Origin of the sequence: Mesorhizobium sp. ORS 3428 (assembly GCF_001854785.1) — a bacterium.
Classification (GTDB): domain Bacteria; phylum Pseudomonadota; class Alphaproteobacteria; order Rhizobiales; family Rhizobiaceae; genus Mesorhizobium.
In genome coordinates this window covers 524,691-550,584 of record NZ_MDFL01000126.1, presented here as the reverse complement: position 1 = coordinate 550,584, position 25,894 = coordinate 524,691, and the positions used below count along the sequence as shown (strand labels likewise).

20 protein-coding genes are annotated in these 25,894 nt (G+C 64.7%); 2 read left to right on the top strand and 18 right to left on the bottom strand.

From position 1 onward, the window contains the following. Positions 1 to 11: 11 nt before the first annotated feature. From ORS3428_RS21375 to ORS3428_RS21365, 3 genes are all read right to left on the bottom strand, one after another. Entirely contained in the window at positions 12 to 1,520 is a 1,509-nt protein-coding gene (locus tag ORS3428_RS21375; protein ID WP_071100228.1) for a sugar ABC transporter ATP-binding protein, read from the bottom strand. A 29-nt stretch (positions 1,521 to 1,549) separates the two neighbouring features. Beyond that, positions 1,550 to 2,488, bottom strand: a complete 939-nt coding sequence (locus ORS3428_RS21370; protein WP_071100227.1) for a sugar ABC transporter substrate-binding protein — start codon at positions 2,486 to 2,488, stop codon at positions 1,550 to 1,552. A gap of 125 nt (positions 2,489 to 2,613) precedes the next feature. Beyond that, the gene (locus tag ORS3428_RS21365; protein WP_244508052.1) at positions 2,614 to 3,531 is read right to left on the bottom strand and encodes an ABC transporter permease; all 918 of its coding nucleotides are present in this window, start codon (positions 3,529 to 3,531) and stop codon (positions 2,614 to 2,616) included. Positions 3,532 to 3,839: 308 nt separating this feature from the next. Between ORS3428_RS21365 and ORS3428_RS21360 the strand changes: the two genes are divergently transcribed. Further along, complete coding sequence (locus ORS3428_RS21360; RefSeq protein WP_071100298.1) at positions 3,840 to 4,802, top strand: sugar-binding transcriptional regulator; 963 nt, start codon at positions 3,840 to 3,842, stop codon at positions 4,800 to 4,802. 59 nt (positions 4,803 to 4,861) lie between these two features. On the opposite strand, the gene ORS3428_RS21355 is transcribed toward ORS3428_RS21360, so the two are convergent. From ORS3428_RS21355 to ORS3428_RS21305, 11 genes are all read right to left on the bottom strand, one after another. Then, on the bottom strand, positions 4,862 to 6,352 hold the full coding sequence (locus tag ORS3428_RS21355; RefSeq protein WP_071100226.1) for a xylulokinase: 1,491 nt from the start codon (positions 6,350 to 6,352) through the stop codon (positions 4,862 to 4,864). 123 nt (positions 6,353 to 6,475) lie between these two features. Continuing rightward, the gene (locus ORS3428_RS21350; RefSeq protein WP_071100225.1) at positions 6,476 to 7,798 is read right to left on the bottom strand and encodes an NAD(P)H-dependent oxidoreductase; all 1,323 of its coding nucleotides are present in this window, start codon (positions 7,796 to 7,798) and stop codon (positions 6,476 to 6,478) included. A gap of 386 nt (positions 7,799 to 8,184) precedes the next feature. Next, the gene (locus ORS3428_RS21345) at positions 8,185 to 10,206 is read right to left on the bottom strand and encodes an ABC transporter ATP-binding protein (protein ID WP_071100224.1); all 2,022 of its coding nucleotides are present in this window, start codon (positions 10,204 to 10,206) and stop codon (positions 8,185 to 8,187) included. Continuing rightward, on the bottom strand, positions 10,199 to 11,083 hold the full coding sequence (locus tag ORS3428_RS21340) for an ABC transporter permease (protein ID WP_071100223.1): 885 nt from the start codon (positions 11,081 to 11,083) through the stop codon (positions 10,199 to 10,201). Before ORS3428_RS21340 ends, ORS3428_RS21345 begins: the two co-directional genes overlap by 8 nt. Next, entirely contained in the window at positions 11,080 to 12,033 is a 954-nt protein-coding gene (locus ORS3428_RS21335) for an ABC transporter permease (RefSeq protein WP_108723115.1), read from the bottom strand. The genes ORS3428_RS21340 and ORS3428_RS21335 overlap by 4 nt, the downstream gene beginning before the upstream one ends. A 70-nt stretch (positions 12,034 to 12,103) precedes the next feature. After that, the gene (locus ORS3428_RS21330; RefSeq protein ID WP_071100221.1) at positions 12,104 to 13,768 is read right to left on the bottom strand and encodes an ABC transporter substrate-binding protein; all 1,665 of its coding nucleotides are present in this window, start codon (positions 13,766 to 13,768) and stop codon (positions 12,104 to 12,106) included. A 313-nt stretch (positions 13,769 to 14,081) separates the two neighbouring features. After that, positions 14,082 to 15,185, bottom strand: a complete 1,104-nt coding sequence (locus ORS3428_RS21325) for a mandelate racemase/muconate lactonizing enzyme family protein (protein WP_071100220.1) — start codon at positions 15,183 to 15,185, stop codon at positions 14,082 to 14,084. A gap of 14 nt (positions 15,186 to 15,199) precedes the next feature. Next, positions 15,200 to 15,904, bottom strand: coding sequence for a GntR family transcriptional regulator (locus tag ORS3428_RS21320; RefSeq protein WP_071100219.1), 705 nt, complete (start codon positions 15,902 to 15,904; stop codon positions 15,200 to 15,202). A 149-nt stretch (positions 15,905 to 16,053) separates the two neighbouring features. After that, positions 16,054 to 17,208 (bottom strand): efflux RND transporter periplasmic adaptor subunit, encoded by a 1,155-nt coding sequence (locus tag ORS3428_RS21315; RefSeq protein WP_071100218.1) that lies wholly within the window; start codon positions 17,206 to 17,208, stop codon positions 16,054 to 16,056. A gap of 15 nt (positions 17,209 to 17,223) precedes the next feature. Continuing rightward, positions 17,224 to 20,424 carry an efflux RND transporter permease subunit gene (locus ORS3428_RS21310; protein ID WP_071100217.1) on the bottom strand — a complete coding sequence of 1,067 codons (3,201 nt, stop codon included), beginning with the start codon at positions 20,422 to 20,424 and terminating at the stop codon, positions 17,224 to 17,226. Then, positions 20,418 to 20,651, bottom strand: coding sequence for a hypothetical protein (locus ORS3428_RS21305; protein ID WP_071100216.1), 234 nt, complete (start codon positions 20,649 to 20,651; stop codon positions 20,418 to 20,420). The genes ORS3428_RS21310 and ORS3428_RS21305 overlap by 7 nt, the downstream gene beginning before the upstream one ends. Before the next feature lie 247 nt (positions 20,652 to 20,898). Here ORS3428_RS21305 and ORS3428_RS21300 point away from each other — a divergent pair, with 247 nt between their 5' ends. Further along, complete coding sequence (locus ORS3428_RS21300; protein ID WP_071100297.1) at positions 20,899 to 21,480, top strand: TetR/AcrR family transcriptional regulator; 582 nt, start codon at positions 20,899 to 20,901, stop codon at positions 21,478 to 21,480. A gap of 395 nt (positions 21,481 to 21,875) precedes the next feature. Here the strand turns inward: ORS3428_RS21300 and ORS3428_RS21295 are convergent, their stop codons facing one another. The 4 genes from ORS3428_RS21295 to ORS3428_RS21280 form a co-directional block, all read right to left on the bottom strand. Beyond that, positions 21,876 to 22,898 (bottom strand): LacI family DNA-binding transcriptional regulator, encoded by a 1,023-nt coding sequence (locus ORS3428_RS21295; protein ID WP_071100215.1) that lies wholly within the window; start codon positions 22,896 to 22,898, stop codon positions 21,876 to 21,878. Between the two features lie 107 nt (positions 22,899 to 23,005). After that, entirely contained in the window at positions 23,006 to 23,800 is a 795-nt protein-coding gene (locus tag ORS3428_RS21290; protein WP_071100214.1) for an ATP-binding cassette domain-containing protein, read from the bottom strand. 4 nt (positions 23,801 to 23,804) lie between these two features. Beyond that, the gene (locus ORS3428_RS21285; protein WP_071100213.1) at positions 23,805 to 24,791 is read right to left on the bottom strand and encodes an ABC transporter permease; all 987 of its coding nucleotides are present in this window, start codon (positions 24,789 to 24,791) and stop codon (positions 23,805 to 23,807) included. A gap of 104 nt (positions 24,792 to 24,895) precedes the next feature. Beyond that, positions 24,896 to 25,828: a substrate-binding domain-containing protein gene (locus tag ORS3428_RS21280; RefSeq protein ID WP_071100212.1), complete on the bottom strand. Its 933-nt coding sequence runs from the start codon at positions 25,826 to 25,828 to the stop codon at positions 24,896 to 24,898. Positions 25,829 to 25,894: the final 66 nt, after the last annotated feature.

Below are 25,894 nucleotides of genomic sequence, written 5' to 3'. Positions count from 1 at the left end.
TTTCGTCGGCTTCAGCTCGTGGCAAGCTCCATTACGGCGACATTGCTTGCCTCATCGCGATCAAGGATGCCGCGCTGGCGGCCGCGGCTCAGCACCAGTACGCGATGCGAGAGCCCCAATACCTCTTCGAGGTCAGAGCTCACCACCACCACCGCCATGCCCGACCGGGCAAGGTCGGCGATGACGTCGTAGATCGCCGCGCGGGCGCCGACGTCGATGCCGCGCGTCGGCTCGTCGAGGATGAACACCTTGGGTGGCCGCGACACCCATTTGGCGATGATCACCTTTTGCTGGTTGCCGCCTGAAAGCTTGCTGACGGCCTGGTTCGGCCTGCCCTTGACGCCGAGCCGCGAAATGCCGGCTTCGGCGAATCTCTGCACCGCTTTCGGAAACACCCAGCCTTTCGGCGCGACATGATCGAAATTGCCAATGGCGAGGTTCTCGCCGATCGTCTGTTCCAGCACGACGCCCTGAGCCTTGCGGTCCTCCGGCACCAGGACGACGCCGGCCTTGATCGCCGCCGCCGGGCCGCTGAGATGCACCGGCTGGCCCGCGACGCGCACCGCACCGGAAGAGATTGGATCGGCGCCGGCGATCGCCCGCACCAGCTCCGTGCGACCGGCGCCGATCAGCCCGGCAATGCCGAGTATTTCGCCTGATTTCACCGAGAAGGAAATATTGTTGAAGCTGCGCTCCGGCGAGGACAGGTTCTCGACTTCGAGCAGTGTCTTGTCGCCGGGCGGCGACAGCTTCGGAAACATGCGCTCGACGCTGCGGCCGACCATCTGTTCGACCACGGTGCGCACCGGAATGTCGGCGCGCTCATGCCGGGCGACGATGCGGCCATCGCGCATCACCACCACGCGGTCGGCGATCTGCGCGATCTCGTCGAGGCGGTGGCTGATATAGATGAAGGACATGCCTTCGGCCTTGAGCTTGCGGATCTGCTTGAAGAGCAGCTCCGTTTCTTCGCCGCCAAGGGCGGCCGTCGGCTCGTCGAGGATCAGAAGCTCCGCATTCAGCGTCAGCGCCTTGGCGATCTCGACCTGCTGCTGGGCGGCGACGCGCAGCGTGCGCACCTTGCGCTCGGGCGAGACATCGAGGCCGAGGCGCCTCAACTGCGCCGAGGCCTTCGCGTTGATGGTCGCGCGGTCGATGCGGCCGCCGCGCATCGGCAAGCGTCCGACATAGACGTTCTCCGCCACCGACAGGTCCGGCAGCAGCTTCAATTCCTGATGGATCATGCCGACGCCGGCCTCTATTGCCGCGGCGGGGTTGGCGGGGGAATAGGGCTTCCCCCGCCAGGTGATGGTGCCGGCATCGGGCTTGGTCGAGCCGGCGATGATGTTGGACACCGTCGACTTGCCGGCGCCGTTCTCGCCAAGCAGCGCCACGACCTCGCCCGGCCGCACCTCGAAGCTCGCATCGGTCAGGACCTGCACCGGTCCGTAGCTCTTGCAGAGGCCGTTGACGAAGAGCCCGTTATGCGGGCTTTCGCCAATGTGTGGGTCAAGGGACATCGTGGCGCTCTTCAGGTCTCAGCCAGCCCTCAGGGGTGCTTCTCGATGAACTGGGCGACATTGTCCTTGGTGGTCAGCGTCGCGTCCTGCAGCTGCTCGGCGGGCAGCTTCTCGCCGGCCACCAGCTTGAGCGCCGAATCGACGGCGAGCCGGCCCATGCCCTGGGTCTGCTGCGTCGCGGTCACGTCGARCACGCCGTCCTTCAGCGCCTTCAGCGCTGCCACGTCGCCGTCGAAGCCGGCGATCCAGACCTTGTGATCGGGGTTGGCGACCTTGACCGCCTGCGCGGCGCCCAGCGCCAGCGCATCGGCCTGGCCGAAGATGATCGRGACATTCGGATGAGCCTGCAACAAGTCCTGCGCCAGCTTGAAGCCCTCGTCCTGATGCCACTGGTCGCTCCAGAGCTCACCGACGACCTTGATGTCCGGATAGGCCTTCAGCGCTTCGCCGCAACCCTTGGAGCGATCGACCTCGGGGGTCGTGCCCTTCTGGCCATGGATGATCACCATCTCGCCCTTACCGCCGGCCTGTTTGGCAATGTAGTCGCACACCGCCTTCGCCGAGTTGACGCTATCGGTCGCGATGAAAGTGTCGCCCGGCGCGCCGTCAGCATTGCGGTCGACATTGATGATCGGGATGCCGGCAGCCTTCGCGGTCTTGGTCGGCACGGTGGCGGCCGTCGCGCCGGCCGGGATGTAGATGAAGGCGTCAATGTTCTGGGTGACCAGATCCTGCACCTGGCTGACCTGGGTTGCCGAGTCGCCCTTGGCATCGACGGTGATGACCTGGATGCCCTTTTCCTTGGCATAGGCTTCGACCGACTGCTTGATCTGGTTGAAGAAATCCGCCTGCAGGTTGGCGACGGCGAGGCCGAGCTTCTTGACGTCCTTGGCCGAGGCGGCGCCGGACAGTGCAAGCAGCGGTACGATGGCCGCGGCCGCAAGCAGCAGTGAACGTTTGGTCAGCATGTGTTTCCTCCGTTGGTGTTCAATCTGTCCTGCCTGCGCGTCGCAGCGGCCGAACAGTCCCAGTCTCGGATCGACCGATCCGTTTCGCCCGGACATCCGGGCGAATTCTCATTGCGCCCCACGCGTCACTGCGCTCGCCGTCGCCAGGTGTCGGTAGCAACCGCCAGCGCGATCACCACGCCGATCACCACCTGCTGGATGAAGGGCGAGACGCCGAGCAGGTTGAGGCCGTTGCGCAGCACGCCGATGATCAGAACGCCGATCGCCGTGCCGCCGATCGAGCCGATGCCGCCCGAGAGGCTGGCGCCGCCGATCACCACCGCGGCGATGGTGTCGAGTTCGTAGCCGACGCCCGAGCTCGGCTGCACGGAATCGAGGCGAGCGGCGAGGACGATGCCGGCGAGTCCGGCCAGCAGCGCGCAGATTGCATAAACCCAGTTGGTCAATGACTTCACCGGAATGCCGGAAAGCCGGGCGACCTCGGCGCTGCCGCCGATCGCATAGAGGTTGCGGCCAGTGGCGCGATAGTTGAGGAAGATGGCAAAGACGATCGCCAGCACGATCATCAGCCCGACGGTAACCGACAGGAAGTCGAAATGGCGCACGATCGCCAGGTTGGTGAACCAGTCGGGAAAGCCGACGATCTGCGAGCCGTCGGTGATCATGTTGGCGAGGCCGCGCGCCACCGACATCATGGCGAGYGTTGCGATGAAGGGCGGCAGCTTCGTTACCGTCACCAGCAGGCCGGAAACCAGGCCGCAAAGGGCGGCGACCACGAGCGCCGCGGCGATGCCCGCCGGCACRCCGAGATTGAGATAGTCGGGATAGGCGACGTAGCCCATCACCATCGAGGCCAGCGCCAGCACCGAACCGACCGAGAGGTCGATGCCGCCGATCAGGATGACCAGCGTCATGCCGATCGCCATGATGCCGAGCACGGTCACCTGGTCGAGCACGTTGAGGATGTTGCGAAAGGTCAGGAATGTGTCGGTGGTCAGCGCCAGCGCCAGGCACAACAGCACCAGGCCGATCAGCGGTCCCATCGTTCCGGCAAACAGCGCCGAAAGCTTCGCACCGGACGCCGCCTGTGCGGCAGGGGTGCCAGCCTTCAGCTCGGTCGTATCRTTGGTCACGGCCACTTCGTCTCCTCCGCCGGCGGTGGCATGCTTTGCCCTCCGCTCTTGTTCACCAGGCATCCTCCCTTGTGAACAATTTATCTTTGATATGCAATTTTGTTCAGCTAAAACGTTCATCAGAAAATTGTCAAGTGYCGCTGATGCATTCCGTGGCGGTTTGCACCAATCGGCGGTTTGCCATAGGGAAGGCCAGGGACGACGCGGGAGGCACGAAAATGGCGGTGATCGAGAACGACAAGGTCTCGCGTTTCCCTGATGCCGAGCTCAAGGCCCGGGCCGCCTGGCACTATTATGTCGAAGGCCTGACGCAGGAACGGATCTCGGAAATCCTCGGCATCGGACGCATCAAGGTGCATCGCATCCTGTCGGCCGCGCGCGAGGAGGGCGTGGTCCAGTTCCGCATCCGCGACAGCGTCGTCGAATGCGTGCAATTGGAGGAAAGTTTGAAGCAGCGCTTCGGCCTCAGCCAGGCCGTGGTTGTGCCGTCGGCCGCCGACCGGAGCAATGCGCCGCTGATGATCGGACATGCCGCCGCCGCCTATCTGGCCGACAACGTCAATCCCGGCGACGTGATTGCGCTCGGCTGGGGCCRCACGCTGAAATTCGCCATCAACGAACTGCCGCGGCGCCCGATCGCCAGAACCACTGTGGTCTCCATGCTCGGCGGCCTCACCCATGCGCAGCCGCTCAACCCGACCGAGAGCGCCTGGGAATTCGCCGAGAAGATCGGCGCGGAATGTTATCTGCTACCGGTGCCGGTTTATGCCGACAGGCCGGAGCAGCGCGATGCCTTCATGAGCCAGCGCAGCGTCCAGGACGTGGTCTTCAGGGCGCGGCGCGCGAACATCGCCGTTCTCAGCGTCGGCTCCTTCTCCAACGACAGCCCGATCGCTCATTACGGCTTCATCAAGCCGAGCGAGCTCGAGGAATTGCAGGCTGCGGGCGCGGTCGGCGATATCCTCTGCCACTTCATTGACGCCGATGGGCGCCCGGTCGACCACGAAGTCAACCGCCGCGTCTGCGCCTATCCGCTGCAGGACCTCTCCGATATTCCGACCACCATCCTGGTTTCCGGCGGGCAGGAAAAGATCGCGGTCATGCGCGCCGCACTCGCCAACACGAAGGTCTCGGTGCTGATCACCGACGAGGACGCGGCCAAGGGCCTGCTTAGTCGCTGAATGCTGCTGGTGAGCGTGGCGTCGCCTCAGCGCCGACGCTCTCACAACGGGACGTCCGCTCAGAGCTCCAATGCACCCAGCAGCGTGTGAATGTCGCGCGTCGCGTGATAGAGGTCGCAGTAGATCGCCTTGCGGACGCGGTAGGCAGCCACCAGCGCGTCGATCGGGTCGACCTRCCTCGCCGGTTCTGCCGCCATGGCCTTTGCCGCGTCTTCCGGCGAGGTGAACCAGCCGATTGCCGAGGCCGCCAGCATGGCCGCRCCGAGTGCTGCCGCCTCGTTGACCGACGAAACGAAGAGCGGCCGCTCGAGCACGCTCGCCATGATCTGCATCAGCAGGTTGCAATTGGTGCCGCCGCCGGCCGCGATCATCGCGCCGGCTTTGCCCGTCTGCTCTTCCATCGCGTCGGTGGCGATCGCCTGCTCCAGCGCTATGCCTTCCAGCACGGCGCGGAAAAGATGCCTCGGCTCATGGTCGAGTGAGAGGCCGACGATGGCGCCGCGCGCGGCGCCGTCCCAATAGGGGCTCATGACGCCGGCCCAATAGGGCATGACGAGCAGGCCGTCGCTGCCGGGCGCTACGGTCATCGCTGCCTTTTCCAGCACGGCGGCTGAAGGCGAGCCGGTGGTGCGCACGATCCAGTCGACCAGCTGCATGCCCGAACGCAGCACCGTTTCCAGCATGAAGCCGGAGCCGGTCGGTGAAATCAGGGTGCGGAACGCATCCGATGTCGTAACCGTGCCGGAAAAGTTTCCGCTGACGACGCCCGAGCCTAGCGACAGATAGCTTTTGCCGGGACCGTAGACTCCCATGCCGAGGCCCATCGCCTGGCCGTCGCCGGCGCCGGCCACGACCGGTATGCCGGCCGTCAGGCCCGTTGCCACGGCGATGCTTGCCGACAGCGTGCCGCAGATCGCGCCGGGGGCTGCGAGTTCCGGCAGTTGCTCCGGCCGCAGCCCTGCCGCCTCGACCAGCCGCGGATGCCAGCCGCCATGGGCGATGTCGAGCAGGCCGAGCGGGTCGGCGCTCGCCGTGCTGGTGACGAGCCGTCCGGTCAGCCGGTGGACGAAGAAAGCCTGTACGTCGACAAGCGCCGCCGCCTCGGCGAGCGCTTCCGGCTTATGTTCCATGAGCCAGGCCAAGGCGTAGAGCGCCGGTGTCGGGTCCGGCGGCTTGCCGCTCCAGTCGCGGATCGCCTCGCGGCCGAGTTCGGCCGAAAGCCGCACGACCTGGCGGCGGGCGCGTTCGTCGAGCCACAATATGGCAGGGATGAGCGGTTTGCCGGCGCCGTCGATCAGCGTGAAGGTCTCGCGCTGGTGGACGATTGCAATCGCCTTCACGCGCGGCGCCCCGACCTTGTCGGCCACCTGTTTCAGCGCCGACAGCAGCGCCGTCCACCAGTGCTCGGCGTCCTGCTCGAAATGGCCGGGCGCCGGATTGGAAAGCGGATAGGTCTCGCGCGCCTGGAAGAGTTCGGCGCCGTTCCGCGTGAAGGCGATCGCCTTCACGGCCGTCGTCGAGGCGTCGATCCCGATTACGACATCGTCCATCAGGCGAACATCCGGAAGGTTGAGGCATGTCGCGCAAAAGTGTGCAGCGGTTTTGCAAAAACGACATGCATAAAAACAAAGACCTAAAGCGCGTCGCCTGGATCCGTTTCAGCGCGACGCGCTTTAGGCCGCGTTGGTTACGAACCGCCCGTCTGACTGGTCGAGACGACGGCGGATCTGGGTTATCACCATCGAATCGTCGGGTACACAATTTTCATAGGTCAGGAAGTCGCCGGCCTTGACCGGCTTCACCACCTTGGCGCGCTCGGCGAGACCGAGCGGCAGGGCGCCCTTGGCGCGCGCGTCCTCCCAGGTCATGGCGAAGCCGCGATAGTCGTTCTCGCCGATCATGCCGAGCGACTGGCCCGTGCCGAGATTGGTCTTGGCCACCGCCACCGCCTCGGCCACCGGGTGGTCGAGCGGCTCCATGTCGGCGCGCTTGTAGACCACGGCGCGTGCCGCCGACAGCGGCACTTCCAGGCTGGTGAGGTGATAGGGCCGGAAGATCGTGAAATAGGGGCCCTTGCCGACCTTGAGGTCGATCATGCGCTCCAGCACGCGCGGATGCCTGGTTTCGATGATGCAGAACACGCCGGGCGCCACGCCCTTGCCGATCGAGTAGTCGACCACGCCCTTGCGGTGCAGCACGCCGCCGTTCTCGCGCGGGCACAGCACGCCGGCGAGTTCCTCGAGCGTCGCCGTCGGGCCGTGCATGCCGGGCACGTCGGGCACCAGGCCGGTGGCGTTGGCGATCGCCACCATCTCGATCGCCGTCTTCGAGCCGTCGACGAACTCGACCAGCATGCGCGCATTCATGTTGCGCTCGGCGGCCTCCTTCTCGTAGTCGGCCGGAACCGCGTCGATTTTCAGCGGATTGTTCTTGCCCTTGCCGGCGGCCACGATGTTGAAGCCGAGGCTTCTGGCAAAGCCGATGATCTCCAGCGTGCAGGCGGGCTCGTCGCCGGCCGCACCCGTATAGACGACACCGGCCTTGCGCGCTTCCTCCTTCAGGAAGCGGCCGATAGTGATGTCGGCCTCGACATTGAGCATGACGATATGCTTGCCGTTCTTCATCACTTCGAGCGCGAACAGCGTGCCGATGTTGGGATTGCCGGTAGCGTCGATGATGACGTCGATGCGGCCGGCTGYGGCGAGCGCATGCAGGTCCTCGGTGACGGCGATCTTGCCTGCCTCGATGGCGCGGTCGATGGCCGCCGCGTTGCTCGCCTGGACAATGTCGGACCGGTCATGGCCGGCAAGAAGTGCCGCGTCGATCGCCGCCTGCGGCCTGACTTCGGAAATAGCGCCGATGCGCATACCCGGCATCAGTGCGACCTRCAYGACGATGTCCGTTCYCATTTGCCCGGCGCCGGCGAGGCCGATCGTGATCGGCCCTTGCTTCTCGGCACGCTGCAGGAGTTCCGCTGCGAATTGCGGATGGGACATGTCGCTTCCTCCGGTCCTTGGCGCGCTATCGCGCCGCGATCATCATTTGAACATTCCTATTTCTATTTGAAAAATATTTCAACCGACATTTCGGCGGATGCAGGAGGATTCAAGTTGGGGCTTTTTGCAGCCGCTCGAAATCTTAAACGCTGGCGGGACAGCGCCCACTCCGTCCTGCCGGACGTCTTCCCCACAAGGGGGGAGACCGGCCGTATGGCCGCTTTCGCTAGTTTTCAATGTGGAGAAGTGAGCGGAGCGCCCGAACAGGCAATCTGCCCCTAAGCCGGGAGGTGTCCGGGCAGGACAGAGGGGAGGCGCAAGGGAACTCTGCGGCTGCTATTGCGTGCGCATCGCTTCCTTGCTTTGTTGCAGCACTCTGACGGCGATTACGCCGGCTCCACGGCCTTCGGCTTCTGCAGCCTTGCCAGTTCCTCGAAAGGAATATGGCAGCGGATCGTGTGTCCCGGCTCGGCCGCGGTGAGCTCGGGCTCCTGCGTCTCGCAGATCGCGCCGATCTTGCGCGGGCAGCGCGTGTGGAAGACGCAGCCCTTCGGCGGATTGGCGGCGCTTGGGATTTCGCCGTCGAGGCGGATGCGCGAGTGGTCCGTCCGGTCGAGTTTTGGCACCGCCGACAGAAGAGCTTCCGTGTAGGGATGATGCGGCCCCGAAAACACCGCCTCGGACGGTCCGAGCTCCATGATGCGGCCGAGATAGAGCACGGCAATCTTGTCGGAGAGGTACCTCACCACGCCGAGGTCATGCGAGATGAAGATGTAGCTGACATCTTGCTTCGACTGCAGGTCGGCCAAGAGGTTGAGGATCGCCGCCTGCACCGACACGTCGAGCGCCGAGGTCGGCTCGTCGCAAACGACGATGCGCGGATCGCCCGCAAAGGCGCGTGCGATCGCCACGCGCTGCTTCAGTCCGCCGGAAAGCTGACGCGGCTTGACCGCGAGATGCCGGTCGGTGAGCCGCACCGAGCGGACGAGCTCTTCCAGCCGCGTGTCCAGCTTCTTGCCAGCGAGCCCGCCGAGCCGCTTCAATGCGCGGCTCAGGATGTGCCGGATCGAATGCGAGCGGTTGAGCGCCGAATCCGGATTCTGGAAGACGATCTGCACCGCCTTGACCTGATCCTCGGTGCGGTTGGCGAGCCGCGGCGAGAGCTCCTTGCCCTCAAGCTCGATGCTGCCGCCCTCGTCCGGCGGCACGAGGCCGAGCAGCAGCCTGGCGAAGGTGGTCTTGCCGCTGCCGGATTCGCCGACCAGGCCCAGCGTCTCCCCGGGCCTCAGGGCGAGCGAAACGTCCTTCACAGCCCTGAGCGCACGGCCGTGACCGGCATAGGTCTTGTTCAGCCCTTCGACCCGCAGCACCGGTTCTGCCGCTTTCGGCACGGCCAGCGCCACATCGGCGGGCGTCGCGCGCGGCAGCGACTGCGCCTTGTCGTGATAGTGGCAGCGCGACAGTCGGCCGCCACCCAGATCGTAGAGGGGCGGCGGCTCAGTACGGCAGCGCTCGCTCGCGAGCGCACAGCGATCGGCGAAGGCGCAGCCGGTGATGGCGGCGCCGATGCCGGGCAGGAAGCCGGGGATGGTGTCAAGCCGCCCCTGGTCCTTGCGCTGGCCACCGCGCGGCAGGCAGCGTAGCAGCGCCACCGTGTAGGGATGGCGCGGATCGTTGAAGACGTCCTGCGTCGAGCCTTCCTCGACCAGCATGCCGGCATAGAGCACGCCGACCCGGTCGCACATGTTGGAGACGACGGCGAGATTGTGGCTGATGAACAGGATCGAGGCTGAAAGCTGGCGCCGCAATTGCGCGATCAGGTCGAGCACTTCGGYTTCGACCGTCGCGTCGAGCCCGGTCGTCGGCTCGTCGAGGATCAGCATCGACGGGTCGTTGGCCAATGCCATGGCGATCGCCACGCGCTGCTGCATGCCGCCGGAAAGCTGGTGCGGATAGCGCTGCATGACGCTGGCCGGATCCGAAATGCGCACAAGGTTCAGCATCGCGATCGCCTTGTCGGCGGCGGCCTGTCCGGAGATGCCGGCGAGCTCGAAAATCTCGGTCAGCTGCCGGCCGATGCGCAGCGACGGGTTCAGCGCCTTGCCGGGGTCCTGATAGACCATCGATACGCTTTCCGCGCGGGCGCGCCGCAACGCTTCGGCGTCGAGCTTCATCACGTCCTGACCGTCAAGCGCGATCGAGCCGCAGGTGATTGAGCCGTTGCGCGGCAGGTAGCGAACGACGGAAAGCGCCACCGTGGATTTGCCGCAGCCGGATTCGCCGACCAGCCCGTAGGCCTCACCCCTACCGATGTTCAGGCTGACGTTGCGCAGCACGGCCCGGTTGCGGCCGGCGACGCGATAGGCGACCGAAAGGTCCTTCAGTTCAAGCGCGTTCCTGTCAGTCATTGAACGCTCCGTGGACGCCGTCAGCCACCAAATTGACGCCGATCACCAGCGAGGCGATGGCCAGCGCATCGAACAGCACCGTCCACCAGAAGCCGCCGCCGATCATGCCGTAATTGCTGGAGATCGAGAGCCCCCAGTCGGGGGAGGGCGGCTGGATGCCGAACCCCATGAAGGAGAGCGTGGCGACGGCGAAGATGGCATAGCCGAGACGCACCGTCGTCTCGACCAGGATCGGCGGGATGACGTTGGGCAGAATCTCGACGAACATAGTGTGCAGCGCCCCCTCGTGGCGCAGCTTTGCCGCCGCGACATAGTCGAGTTCGCGTTCGGCCAGCACCGCCGAGCGCACCGTACGCGCTATGATCGGCGCGAAGCTGAGCCCAATGACGATGATGAMGGTGATCTTCGAGGTGCCGAGCGCGACAATGGCGAGCAGCGCGACGATCACCACCGGGATCGCCATGAAGGCTTCAAGAACGCGGCTGACGATGTCGTCGACGATGCCGCGGAAATAGCCGATGAGGAGGCCGAGCGCGGTGCCGGCGACGGTCGCAAGCGCCGTTGCCAGCGGCGCCACCGTCAGGATGTCGCGCGAGCCGACGATGACGCGCGAGAAGACGTCGCGCCCGAGCTGGTCTGTGCCGAACCAGTGCTCGGCCGATGGCGGCGCAAGCGCGTTGATGATGTCGTTTGCCAGCGGATCGTAGGGGACAAAATGCTCGCCGAACAGCGCGCAGACGATCCAGAGCAGAACGATGGCAAGCCCCGTCAGGAAGGTGCCGGACCGCAGCAGCAAATGCAGCACCTCGCCCCACGGGCCGCGTTGCGGCGCTGTGTCTTGCGCAGGCACGGCGGCGGGGGTGTCAGTCGCGCTCATTGCTCTGCCCCTAGCCGGATGCGCGGATTGAGCACGGAATAGAGGAAGTCGGCGATCAATGTGGCCACCGCATAGACGATGCCGATGGTGAGGATGCCGGCCTCGAGCATCGGGAAGTCCTTGCCGCGCGCGGCGGTGAAGATCAGCGAGCCGATGCCCTGGTAGCGGAACAGCGTCTCGATCACGACCAGTCCGCCGATGAGGTAGCCGGTCTGCGTGGCGATGACGGTGATGGTCGGGAGCAGCGCATTGCGCAGCACGTGCCGCCAGATCACCGTGCGCCATGGCAAGCCCTTGAGCACGGCGGTGCGCGTGTAGTCGGAATCGAGCGCCTCGATCATGCCGGATCGCGCCATGCGGGCGATGTAGCCGAACAGCACCAAAAACAGCGGCAGCGACGGCAGGATGAGATAATAGATCTGTGTGAAGAAGCCGGCGCCTTTCGGCCAGGCGGCCGCGATCGGCAGCCAGCGCAGCCAGACCCCGAAGATCAGGATCAGAATGATGCCGGTGACGAATTCAGGCAGCACCGTCACCGACAGGCCGCCGAGGCTGATGATGCGGTCGAGCGGCCGATTGAGGTTGAGCGCGGCGATGACTCCGCCGAGGATGCCGATCGGCACCACCAGCACGAAAGCGATTAATGCCAGCTTCATCGAATTGCCGAGCGCGTCGATGACGAAGGGCGCGACCGGCGCCCGGAAAATGTAGGACGTGCCCATGTCGCCGCGGAGGAAATTCCAGATCCAGGTTCCATATTGGACGAGCAGCGGACGGTCGACACCGAGCGAATGGTTGAGCGCGTCGACGGCGCGCTGATCGGCAAACGGCCCAAGGATGGCGCGCCCGACATTGCCGGGCAGCACTTGGCCGCCCAGGAACACCATGACGCTGAGCAGAAACAGCGTGATGAGCGACAGACCGAGGCGCCGGACGAGGAAGGCGAGGATGGCGAATACTCCTATTGGAGCCGGCTCTCCGTGGAGAGCCGGCCTTCAGGGATGGACTTGCTCGCTCTTGTCAGGCCTTCGAAGCCTTRTCGAGGAACAGCTGCGACATCGCGGTCGGCTGCACACCCGTCACGCYTTTCGCCGTTGCCGTCAGGTAGTCGTAGAAATAGCCGAAGATCACCGGCGTTTCCTCGAGCAGCAGCTTCTGGATCTTGCCGGCGGTGGYCTTCTGCGCCTCGAGGTCGAGGGCCGCGATATAGCTCGTCGCCAGCTGGTCGTAGTCCTTGTTCTTGAAGTGCGCGGCATTCCAGGTGCCGTCGCTCTTCAGCGGCGCTGCAAGATAGACGTTCGGCACGCCCCGGTGGCCGTAGTCGGTGATGCCCATCACCGAATCCAGCCAGTTGGACTTACCGAACACCGCGTCGCCGTAATAGGCGCCCTGGTCGAGGATGTTGAGCTCGAGCTCGATGCCGATCTCCTTGACCCAGTTCTGGATCAGCTGCGCGTATTCCGGGATTTCCAGATAGCGCTCGGTGGTCAGCGTCACCTTGAAGCCCTTGCCGGCGCCGGCTGCTTCCATCAGCTGCTTGGCCTGCGCGATGTCCTGCTCGCGCTGCGGAACGCTGGCGTCGGTCGACGGGTAGACGCCCGCGAACGGGCTGTCGTTGCCTTCCTGGGCGCGGCCCTTCATCAGGCCGGCAACGAGCTTCTTGCGGTCGATGCTGAGCGCGATGGCGCGACGCACGCGCGGGTCCTTCATCGGCCCATCGTCGCAGCGCATGTGCAGCTGCTGATGCGCCACCGACTTCAGACTGATGATGTCGACATTCGGATCGTTGAGCAGGCCGACGCCGGCAAGCACAGGCATCTGGTTGATGATGTCGATCTGGCCCCCCTGCAATGCGAGGATCTGGGCCTGCATGTCGGAGAAGAAGGTGAACTCGGTGCGCTCCGGCAAAGCCTTCTCGCCCCAATAGTCCTCGTTGCGCACGAAGGACGCGCCGACCTTGGCCGTGTATTTTTCGAGCTTGAACGGACCAGTGCCGTCGAAACTCTGTTCGTAGCCGCCCTTGTAGCTCGCCGGGATGATGACAGCGTTGTAGTTGTCGGACGACACCATGTAGGGGAAGTTGCCGTTCGGCGCGTCGAGGTGGAACTCGACAGTATAGTCGTTGACCTTCTTGGTCGCGCCCTTCTGCAGGATACCGTTGAACACCGACAGCGCGTTGGACGAGTTGGCAGGGTCGGCAAGGCGGTCGATGCTCGCCACAACGTCGTCGGCCTTCATCTCGCCGCCGCTGTGGAATTTGACGCCCTTGCGCAGCGTGAAGGTCCACACTGTGCCGTCGGCATTCGGCTTCCAGCTTTCCGCCAGCGCGGGCTTGAGCACCAGATCCGGACCGTCGATGCAGAGGAATTCAGCGACCTGCTGCAGCACCAGCAGACCACCGGCGTCGGCGATGGTGACCGGGTCGATCGCGGCGGACGGCACGTTGCTGCCGACGCGGATGGTGGCGCCGGGTGCGCCCCCGGCGCGGGCGAGCGAGGGCGCGGCGCCGAAGCCCGCGGCCATGCCGATGCGGCCGAGCAGCGGCAGCGACAGGCCCAGCAGGCTGCCGTGGCGCACGAATTCGCGGCGGYTGATGCGGCCGTCGATCAGGCCGTCGATGAGGTGGTTTTCGAGCGGCGTGCGGTTGYGCCGGATGAGATCGAGGATGCGATAATTCTTGCTCATGGGTCTAAGCCCTTTCCCCTGTTGTTGTGGTTGGCGAGTGCATTCCGGTTTGACGAATTCCGTGGAGTTCTCCGGTCCCGGTCGTCAGTCATCTCAGTCGACTGGACTGTAGCATGCGGTTCTTTGCGGTCCATCCGCTCGATGGGGCGGAAGGATCAGATTCTCTTGATGCATGCCTTTGGCCAGCCTCGCGGCCTCGATCGAAATCGCGGCCTCTACTCGGTGTTTGCCGCCTCCTTTCCTTTGGCCTCTCCTGGTTCAGCCGCAGCCGACGCCAGCATTTCGTTGATGATCGCCGCGGCCGATCCTCATCTCAGCCGATCTCGAAGAAGGGCTTGCCGAGCAGGTCCGGCACGACATCGATGCCGAGGCCGGGTCCGTCGGGAATGCCCATGCGGCTCCCGGTCACCGGCGGCTTGTTGGAGGCGGTGCGCACCGTCACCCAATCGTGGAAGGCGATGGCGTGCAGCCGCCGCTCTTCYGGCGTCGACAGCGAAAGATGCGTCATGGCGGCGGTGTCGATCTCGGCGCCGCCGGTGTCCTCAACTGTGATCATGAAGCCGAGATCGACGGCGACGTCGCGGATCAGTCGTGTCTGGGTCACGCCGCCGAGCCGCGAGATCTTCAGCGTCAGCCCGTCGGCGGCGCCGCGACGGTGAATCTCCAACATCTCGCCAAGCGAGGTGACGGATTCGTCGAGCACCATCGGCTTGTCGAGCATGCGCCGCACCGACATGTTCTCCTCGATCGTCGTACAGGGCTGTTCGAATGTGTAGTCGATGCCGCGCGTGGCGTCGGCAAACTGCCGCGCCTGGTAGGGCGTCCAACCGGCATTGGCGTCGCAGAAGATCACCGTACCCTTCGGCACCGCTGCGGCGACCGCCGTCACCCGCTCGATGTCGTCACGCACATTGCCGCCGACCTTGACCTGCAGCCGGTGGTAGCCTTCGGCGACGATCCGCTTGGCAAGCGCTGCCATCTGATCGACCGTGCCGTGGGTGACGACCCGGTAGAGTTCCGCCGTCTCGCTCTCGCGGCCGCCGAGCATCGTCACCAGCGGCACGTCGGCCGCGCGCGCCGCGAGGTCCCAGCACGCCATATCAAGCGCGGCTTTGACATAAGGATGGCCCTTGAACACCGTATCCATCAGCCTGACGATGCCGGCAGGGCCGCGCGGGTCCTGGCCGATGAGATGCGGCGCGATTTCCGGCACGCCCGCACGTGTTCCCGCCGGAAACGCGGCGGAGTAGAAATTGCCGAGCGGCGCCATCTCGCCCCAGCCGGTCACACCTGTATCGGAGGTGATGGCGACGATCACGGCGTCGAAGCAGTCGGCGACCCGCCCCTTGGACATGCGGTAGGGCCCATCCGCGAAGGGCTGCACGACATGATAGGCCTTTATGCTTTTGATCTTCATGTTGTTGCCCGTTGTCAGCGACGTCGTTCAGCGCTCTTCGAGGCGCGCTCCTCAAGCCCGCGCRCATAGGCAAGAAGCGCTTCGAAATCGTCGTCGATATGCTCGCGCGCATGGCGTTGGGCAGCGCGCATGTCCGTACCCTTGAGCAGCGCCACATAGGTCTCGTGCAAATCCTCGGCCGGCACTGCCTCGTTGCGCGCCCGCTGATGCAGCGCGAAATACATCTGCAGCCGGCTGGTCAGCCGCTGCCAGGTTTCCAGCAGCACCGAATTGTCGGCCCACTCGTAGATCAGCCCGTGCAGTTGCAGCGCCGCCTCGATCTGTCGCGTGGTGTCGAGCGACCGCGTCGCCTGCTTCACAGCYTCGTGGCGGCGGTCCAGTTCGTCGAAGAAGCGCTGGTCGCGCTGCGGCCAGGTGAGCTCGATAGCAAAGTCGTCGAGCACCTTGTTGAGCGAATAGGCGTCGACGATATCCTTGGCGGTAACGTCGATGACGAAGGTCCCGGCATAGGGAATGCTGGCTAGGATGCCTTCCTGCACCAGCTCGCGCATCGCCTCGCGCAGCGGCGCGCGGCTCACCCGCATCTGCTCGGAAATCCTGAGCTCGTTGAGTTTCTGCCCGGGCTCGAGCTGGCCGGTGAGGATGGCGCGCCTGAGCAGCGCCACGATCTCGGCCCTGCGCGTCGTATCCGCGATCGGACTGAAATCCAGCTTCGCCATGCGTTCCGCTCCGGATGAACCGTTTGCTAGACAAGCAGATTGTCGACAATCCAACAAGAGGATTTTTCGGGGGGTGGCCTCGCGTAAAGAAAACGGCGCCCTCGACGTGGGAGTCGAGGGCGCCGTCGGACCGGGACTGATGGGGGTTATCAGCTGGCCGGTTTCGGTTGCGGCAAGGGAGAAACCGGCATTCCGGGCCCGATCTTCTGCAGATTGCCCGTGATCACCTGGTCGCCTTCGGAGATGCCAGAGGTCACCGAGATCAGGTCGCCGTCGGTCGGCCCGAGCGAGACCAGCTTCTGGTCGACCGTGTTGCCCTTGCCGACGACATAGAGGTACTTGCCGAGCTGGCTGGAGCCCAGCGCCACCTGAGGCACCATCAGCGTGTTGGGCTGCTCCTTCACATGCAGCCGCACGCGCACATACTGGCCTGGCAACAGCGTGAACTTGGCGTTGCCGATCGTGGCGCGGGCGGTGATCGTGCCGGTGGAATGATCGATCGTGTTGTCGATGAAGGTGAGCTGGCCTTTCTGGCTTGGCTCGGTCTCGCCGGGCAGCAGCACGTCGACCGCGACCGGACCGGCAGCTTTCGCTTGCTCGATCTGCACGAGGTCGGTCTCGCTCGGGTTGAAGGTGACGTAGATCGGGTCGAGCTGCACCAGCGTGTTGAGCACCGTGCCGGCGACGCTCACCAGGGTTCCGACCGACGCCTGGTTGCGGCCGATGCGTCCCGGGAACGGCGCCTTGATCTCGGCATAGCCGAGATTGAGCTCGGCTGTCCGCAGCGCCGCCTTGTCGACCGCCAGCGCCGCCTCCGCACCACGCAAGGTGCTGGTGCGCTGGTCGAAGCTGTCCTTGGCGAGGTAGCCGTTCTTGGCGAGCTCGCTGCCCCGGCCAAGGTTCGAACGCGCATAGTCGAGCGTCGCGGTGTCGCGCTCGACCTGCGCCTTGGCCTGGTCGAGTGCGGCCTGGTAATCCTGGGGCGCGATCTTGTAGAGCAGGTCGCCCTGCTTGACGTCGCTGCCGTCCGCCGCCGTCTGCTCCTCCAGATAGCCCGGCACGCGCGCCTGCAGCGTGATGCTGCGGATCGGCTCGACGCGCGCTGCGTAGTCGAGGTAGATCGGCAGCGTCTTCTTGACGACGTTCACCACCGGCACCGGCATGACGAAGGCCTTGGGCGCCGGAGCCGCCCCCGCCGTGCTGGCGTTGAGGCTCAGATTGCCCATGTCGAGCAAATGCACGCTCGCCACCGAGATCGCGCCAAGCGCGACGGCCGTTCCCAAAGCGATTTTCCATCTACGCATGAAGTCTCTCCAATCCTATTCGGCCGCCTGGGCGAGCGGCTGAGGCGCCGGCTCAGCGGTCGGTTCGATCTCTTGTTGGTGCGGGGCATACTGACGCCCCGCGGCAAGTGCGTTCTCGCCGCCGCGCTCGCGCAGCCTTTCGATGACCGCGTAGAAGACCGGCACGAAAACCAGCGACAGCACCGTCGCCGCCAGCATGCCGCCGAAGACGGTGGTGCCGATCGACTGTCGGCTGGCCGCACCCGCACCCCTTGCGAACATCAGCGGCAGCACGCCGAGGATGAAGGCGAAGGCCGTCATCAGGATCGGCCTGAGCCTCAGCCTTGCGGCTTCCATCGCCGCTTCGACGATGGTGAGGCCTTCGTCGCGCCGCCGCCGGGCGAACTCGACGATCAGGATCRCATTCTTCGCCGCCAGGCCGATCAGCATGACGAAGCCGATCTGCGAGTAGACGTCGATCTGCATGCCGCGGGCGAGCAGCACGACGAAGGCGCCGAAGAGAGCGAGCGGCACGGCGAGCAGCACCATGAAAGGCATCGCGAAGCTTYCATACTGCGCCGCCAGGATCAGGAAGACGAAGACGATCGCCAGGCCGAACACGATCGAGGCGATCGAGCCTGCCTTGAGCTCCTGATAGGTGATGCCGGTCCACTCATAGCCGAAGTCGCGCGGCAGCACATTCGCCGCAGCCCGTTCCATGGCCGCCACCGCCTGTCCGGACGAGAATCCCGGGGCAGGGCCGCCATTGATCAAGGCGGACGCATTGTTGTTGTAGTGCGRCACGGTCTCCGGACCGACGATCGGCACCAGCTTGCCCAGCGTGCTCAGCGGCACCATGCCGCCTGTATTGTTGCGCACATAGAGCCGCGAGATGTCGTTCGCATTTCGGCGCGCGTCCTTGTCGGCCTGGATCGTCACCCGGAAGGTGCGGCCGAACAGGTTGAAGTCGTTGACGTAGAGCGAGCCGAGATAGATCTGCAGCGTGTTGAACACGTCCGGCAGGTTGAGGCCGAGAAGCTTCGCCTTGCTGCGGTCGAGGTCGTAGTTGAACTGCGGCGTCGAGGTCGAGAAGGACGAGAACAGCTGCTGCGGATTGAGCTCGGGCTGCTTGCGCGCCTCGGCGATCAGCGCCTGCGTGACCTCGTTGAGCGCGGCGCTGCCGCGGCCCGAAAGGTCCTCCACCTGGAACTCGAAGCCGCCGGTGGTGCCGAGGCCTGGGATCGACGGCGGGTCGAAGGAGAGCGCGAAAGCTTCCGGTATCTGCAGCAACTTGTTGCGGACCTCAGCGACCAGCTTCGAGGCGTTCTGCTCGGGCCCGCGTTCGTCCCACGGCTTCAGGATGGCGAACTCGACTGCCGAATTCGACTGCGCGGCGCTGGTCAGGAAGTTGAGGCCGCTGATCGAGCCGACGATATCGACGCCGGGCGTGTTCTGCAGGATGTCGCGCGCCTTCTTGGCCACCGCGTCGGTGCGCTCCAGCGAAGCRCCGTCCGGCAGCTGGATGACGACGAAGAAATAGCCCTGATCCTCCACAGGGAGGAAGGTCGAAGGCAGCTTCTGCCAGACGAAATAGGTGGCGACCAGCCCGGCTGCGAACAGGCCGAGCATGACCCAGCGCAGCCTGATCAGGATGCGCACGCCGCGCGCATAGGCATGCGACAGCCAGTCGAAGCCGGCATTGAACCAGCGAAACAGCACGAACTGCGTCTCGCCGCGATGGCGCAGGAACGCGGCGCTCAGCGCCGGGCTGAGCGTCAGCGAGTTGAAGGCGGATATGCCGACCGAGATCGCCACGGTCAGCGCAAACTGATTGTAGAGCCGGCCCGAGACGCCGGGGATGAAGGCGACCGGAATGAACACCGCCGCAAGCACCGCGGTGGTGGCGATGATCGGCCCCGTCACCTCGGCCATTGCCGCGCGCGTTGCGGCAAGCGGCGAAAGACCGGCTTCCAGCTGTCGCTCGACATTCTCGACCACGACGATCGCGTCGTCGACGACAAGGCCGATCGCCAGCACCATGCCGAGTAGCGACAGCATGTTGAGCGAGAAGCCCAGCATGTACATCACCGCCAGCGTCGCGATCAGCGACACGGGGATGGCGATGGTCGGGATGATGGTGGTGCGCCAGCTCTGCAGGAAGATGAACACCACGGCCACGACCAGCACCAGCGCTTCGCCGAGCGTGATCAGCACGTCATGCATCGAGGCCGAGACGAAGCGCGTCGTGTCGTAATGCATGGCGTAGTTGACGCCCTTCGGAAAGCGCGCCGACAGTTCCTGCATCTTGTCCTTGACCCGCTGCTGCAGGTCGAGCGCGTTGGAGCCGGGCATCTGGTAGACGGCAAGCACCACCGTCGGGTCCTTGCCGAAGAAGGCGGACGACGAATATTGCAGCGCGCCGAGCTCGATGCGGGCGACGTCGCGCAGCCGCACCAGCGAGCCGTTTTGGGAATTGGCGCGCACGACGATGTCGCCGAATTCCTTCGGGTCGCTCAAACGGCCGACCGCGTTGACCTGCATCTCAAATGCGGTGCCGGCCGGCGCCGGCGACTGACCGATCTTGCCGGCCGCCACCTGCACGTTCTGCTCGGAAATGGCGTTCTGCACGTCGACGGCGGTGATGCCGAGATTGGCAAGTTTGTCCGGGTCGAGCCAGACGCGCATCGAATAGCGGCGCTCGCCGAAGATCTGCACGTCGCCGACGCCGGGCAGGCGCTTCAGCGGATCGACCACCTGCAGATAGGCTAGGTTGCTCAGCGCCACCGGGTCTACGGAGCCGTCCGGCGAGGTGAGGTCGACGATCAGAACGAAATTGGGATTCTGCTTCTTGATCGTCACGCCGCCCTGGTTGACGATCGCGGGGAGGGAGGATGCGGCTTGCGAGACGCGGTTCTGCACGTCGACGGCCGCGGTGCTCAGCGGATAGCCGACATCGAAGGTGATGGTGATGGTCGAGGAGCCGTCATTCGAGCTCGTCGACGACATGTAGGTCATGCCTTGCACGCCGTTGATCTGCTGCTCGAGCGGCGTGGTCACCGTGTCGGCCACCACCTGCGCRCTGGCGCCGGGGTAATGGGCGCCGACCACCACTTGCGGGGGCGTGATGTCGGGGAACTGCGAGACCGGCAGCAGGAAATAGGCGATCGCGCCGGCGAGCACCATGATGATGGCGATCGACGATGCGAAGATCGGACGGTGGATGAAGAATTTCACCATGACGCGGATGCCTCGCCGAACGGTTTTTCGAAATGGCGCAGGCGCCGGGCCCGGCTGCTGCCGGAGTCCTCCAGGAAGGGTGGCAGGACATCCGGCGCCCGTTCAGCCGCGCGCGAGCGCAGCATCCGCTCGAAGGCTTTGGGATCGACCCCGTCCGCCTTCATCACCAGCCGGATCATTGGATCCCGGATGGCTTCGTCGATCGTCAGATCTTTGCGCTTTTGCATAGGAGTGGCTCCATGCTTGCGGCCCGCATCGGATGATCACGGGCCGTTTTTCTCTTTTTCACCGGCCGAAGCCGCATGACAGGCAGATTTGTCCTATCTCGCTCTGGCAGGGCCTATCGGTGGGGCCTTGTCGTTGACGGCAAGCGACATAGGTGTTACCAGTAAGTAACATTGCGGAAGTTACAGACCGGTAACACCCTAGTCAAGAGGTGTGCCGAGGGTTTTTTGGAAACGAAAGGAGAGCATGATGACAGACGGCGTCGTGGAGCGCTCCCGTCCCCGGGATCGAATCCTGGAAACGGCGCAGGACATGTTCCACAGGCACGGCATCAAGGGCGTTGGCGTCGACGCCATCACCGAGGCTGCCGGCACCAACAAGATGACGCTCTATCGTCACTTCGAATCCAAGGACGAACTGATCATCGAATGCCTGCGCGCTACGGCGGCGAAGGCCTCGAAGATCTGGGATGCGTTCGAGGCCCAGCATCCGGGCGACAAGCTCGCGCAACTGCATGCCTGGGTTCACAAAGCCTCGGAAATGCTCAACGCCGACTGCCGTGGCTGCGACATGGCCAACGCGGCCGTCGAACTCAGCGAAGCCGATCATCCGGCAAGGCGCGTCATCAAGGAACTGAAGGAAGCCCAGCGGGAGAAGCTCGTTGCGCTCTGTCGCGACGCCGGCATCGGCCAGGCGGAGCTGCTCGCCGACACGCTGTCGCTGCTGCTCGAAGGCGCGCGCGTTTCGATGCAGAGCGTCGGCGCCGAGGGCCCGAGCGCGCAGTTCGTGCGCATGGCTGAAAGCCTGATCGCTTCGTTCAGGGCGCGCTGAGTTCGTCTCCGAACGTCGAAGTCCCCCTTGTCCGGGCCGCTGACCGGCTCCTCTTTCCCTGGGGGAGAGGTCGGACTGCCCCAAATCGCGCTTCGCAATCCGGTCGGCAATCCGGGTGAAGGGGAATCTGCGGTCGCCGCCCCCATGCAGGCAAAAGAAAAGCTGCAGGCAAAAGAAAAGCCCGCTGCCGGGAGGAGGTGGCAGCGGGCTTCGATTTCGAATACGGCGCGGGAGGAGGAGCACCGCATTCACCGTCGGGTGTCTGGGAGGAGGAAGACATCCGACGGCTTGATATTTAGAGCGTGCCCAACGAGTCGGCAACTGCGAAGCGTGCATAGCTGGTGTGCAGATTTGCGGGATCAATCGTCTGACAAATCCGCGAGGCGAGGCAAAGCCTACTGCACCGGTACGTTTTCCTTGAAGATCAGCCTCGGCTCGATGAATTTCTTAGTCAGGTACGGCGCTGATGAGGCGATCGADCCGAGCAGGCGGATCACCGACTGCTCGGCGATCAGCCGCGCATTCTGGTCGATGACCACGTCGGCGAGATCGTCGACAAGGTAGCGGCGTGTCTCCTTCGTCAGGTCATGGCAGATGAACACCGGCTTCTTGCGCGGCTTGGCTTCGAGCAATGCCCTCGCCACGCCCGAGCGTCCGGCGCCGACGCAGTAGATGCCGAGCAGCTCCGGCTCATTGTGCAGCGCCTTGATGGTCGCGCTGTAGCTGGCGTCCGGCTCGTCATTGATCTCGACGGCGCTGGAGACGGTGAGGTTGGGGAACTCTTCGGCGAGCACCGAGCGGAAGCCCATCTCGCGCTCCTCATGGCCGCGATAGGAGCGCGAGCCGACGACCATCGCCAGGTGCCCGGTCCGCCCGCCGAGGAAGCGGCCCATCAGCAGCGCCGCCGTGCGCCCGGCCACCCGGTTGTCGATGCCGACATAGGCCGAACGCGGTGCCGCCGGCACATCCGACACCAGCGTGACCAGCCGGATGCCCGCCTCGACCACCTCGCGCAGGATATTGCGCGTGCGCGGATGGTCGACGGCGATGACGCCGACGCCGTTGGCTTTGAGCGACAGGTTCTCGACCGCGCCCTGCAGCGCGCCGGGCGAGATGCCGGCGAGATTGTGGATGCGGCAGGAGGCTACCAGCGGCAGGCGCCCGGCATAGTCCTCGATGTGATGGGCAAGGTCCGCCATGAAGGCGTTGCTGCCGATCGGTAGGAAGAATTCGAGATGCGCCGGCTTCGACGGCAGCACGACCTGGTCGAGGGTTGGCAGATAGCCGAGTTGCTTTGCCGCCTCCAACACCCGCTGCCGATTGGCGGCGCTGGCCCCCGGCCGGCTGTTGAGCACCCTGTCGACCGTCGCGGTCGACAGGCCGCAGCTTCTGGCAATGTCGGCTACGGTGGCTTTCATGGGTCCAGTCATAGGATGGGATGCGAGTCCCTGTCAGGCCAAATCAAAGTCAGGCCAAATCAAAGTCAGGCCAAATCAAAGTCAGGCCAAATCAACGTCGGGCCAAATCAGTCATGCGGCCGCGCGCCCTCGGCGAGGGCGTCGCGGATCTCCTTGTCCGACATGCCGGTGATGACCCGCTCGACTTCCGCCACGGTGGTCTTCTTCGGATCGATGTCGTCGGCCACCACCTTGCCGCGCCGCATCACCACGATGCGGTCGACCACCTGGAAAACGTGATGGATGTTGTGGGCGATGAAGATGCAGGAGTGACCGGAATCGCGCGCGCTGCGCACGAAGCTTAAGACGCCTTGCGTCTCGGCGACGCCGAGATTGTTGGTCGGCTCGTCGAGGATGATCAGGTCGCTGTCGAAATGCATGGCGCGTGCGATCGCCACAGCCTGCCGCTCGCCGCCCGACAGCGAGCCGATCGGTGTCGTCGGCGGAATGTTCTTGGAGATGCCGACCTGCTTGAGCAGATCGCGCGCGACAGAATTCATCGCGTCCTGGTCCATGCGGTTGAGGAAGCGCGGCGGCTTGATCGGTTCGCGCCCGAGGAACAGGTTGCGGGCGATTGACAGCTGCGTGACGAGCGCGGAGTCCTGATAGATCGTCTCGATGCCCTCAGCGATGGCGTCGCTGGTGCTGCGGAAGTTCACCTTCTTGCCGCGCACGAAGATGTCGCCGCTGGTCAGCGGCACCGCGCCCGACAGCACCTTGATCAGCGTCGACTTGCCGGCGCCGTTGTCGCCGAGCAGGCCGACGATCTCCCTTTCGTTGACGTGGAAGTTGGCATCCACCAGCGCCTGCACGCGCCCGTAGGACTTGCGGATGTTCGTCATGCGGATCAGAGGCTCGGCCATCGTCTTACGTCCCTGCCTGGTGCCGGCGTTCGAGCCATGAGTGCAGCGCCATCATGCCGAGGATGATCGCGCCGATGAAGATGTTGTAGGCGAGCCCGGGCACGCCGATCAGCACGATGCCGTTGCGCATGACGCGCAGGATCAGGATGCCGAGCACCGTGCCTATGATGGTGCCGCGCCCGCCGGTCAGCGCCGTGCCGCCGATCACCACCATGGCGATGACCTCGAGCTCGTAGCCGGTGCCGCTGTTCGGATTGGCCGCCGAGGTGCGCAGCGACGAAATCACGCCGGCGATCGAGGACATCACCGCCGACAGGATGAACAGGCCGACCTTGACCCGGTTGACGTTGACGCCGCGCGCACGCGCCGCATTGGGATTGCCGCCGGCGGCCTGGATCCAGTTGCCGGTGCGGCTTTGCGTCAGCACATAGCCGAGCAACAGCGCTGCACCGATGAACCAGAACAGCGATGCATAGATGCGGAACGGCCCGATGTAGAAGTCGCCGACGAGGATCTCCGCGAGCCAGCTGCCTTCGGCGCTCCAGGTGCGCTGCGGAAAGCCGTCGGTGACGAAGAGCGCGGTGCCGCGCACGACCAGCAGCATGCCAAGCGTCACCAGAAAGGACGGGATCTTGAGCTGCGTGACGAACCAGCCATTGACCAGTCCGATCAGGGCCGCGACCACCAGCGCAATGGCGAAACCCATCCCCAGCGAGGTGGCGCCGCCGTTGAACAGTGTCCACATCAGCACCGGCGAGAAGCCGAACAGCGAGCCGACCGAGAGGTCGAATTCGCCCGATGTCATCAGCAGCGTCATCGCCAGCGCGATCAGGCCGAGCTCGACGGTGAAGGCCAGCGTGTTGGAGATGTTCTGCGGCGACAGGAAATCCGGATTGATGCTCCAGAAGACGACGAGTTCGACGATCAGCAGCACCAGCGGACCGAATTCCGGCCGCCCGACGAAACCTTGGATGAAGGAACGGTTTTCCATTGCGCCCGCGACTTGAATGATTGGCTGAGGCCCGCTCCCATCAGGCAGGCTCGACGGCACAGGGAAGCGGTCGCGGCCCGAAAGCCGCGACCGTGTGTCAGGAATTATTTGCCGGACAGGATCTTGTCATAGACGCCGGCGGTGTCCTTCTCATAGAGCGCGCCGGTGATGACGTTGAAGCCGGGAGGAATGCCGGCCGAGGCCATCGCCGCCATCGACAGCGCGATGTAGCTGGTCGCCTGCGGATCCTGCCATTGCGCGGCGTTGACATAGCCGTTCAGCACTTCCTGGGTTGTGTCGAGCGAGTTGCCCCAGCCGACGACCGGGATTTCGCCCGGCTTGACGCCGACCTGGTCGAACACGCGCTTGACCGAGCCGGTGACGAGGTCGCCGAGGCCGATCATGGCCTTCACCTTGCCCTTGTGGGCAGTGAGGTAGTCGACCATGCGGTTGATCACTTCGGCCTGGTCGAGCGTCGCCTCGGTCACCTCATAGGTAATGCCGAGCGGCGCGAACACGCTCTTGATGCCTTCCTCTTCCTGCACGCCATAGGTGGCGCCGGGCACCTCGACGGGCATCCATACGAAGTCGCCCTTCTTCACCAGCCCCTTGTCGACCAGATACTGCGCCCAGTGCTTGCCGAAGGTGACATTGTCGCCGCCGACATAGGCGTTGAAGTTGGCCTTCGGGTCGGGCGTGTTGAAGTTGATGATCGGAATGTTGGCGGCGCGTGCTTCCTTCGCCAGTTCGACCAGGCTGCCTGGGTCGGGGCTGGTTGTGGCGATGCCGTCGGCCTTGGCCGAGATCGCGGCGCGGATTGCTTCCTGTTGCGAGGCGACGTCGCCATTGTGGAACGAGGTGTTGACGGTGTTGCCGGTGTCCTTCGCCCACTGCTTGGCGCCGGCCAGGAAATAGGTCCAGACCGGATCGGCCGGTCCGCCATGCGAAATCCAGTAGAACGTCTTGGCCTCGGCCATCGCCGGAATGGCGATTGCCGCGATCAAGCCAARCACAACCAGTCTCAGCCGCGATAGCATTCGATTTCCTCCCATGTTGAAAACCACCTCCGCATCAGGCGCGATACGGCCAAAGACCGCATCTCC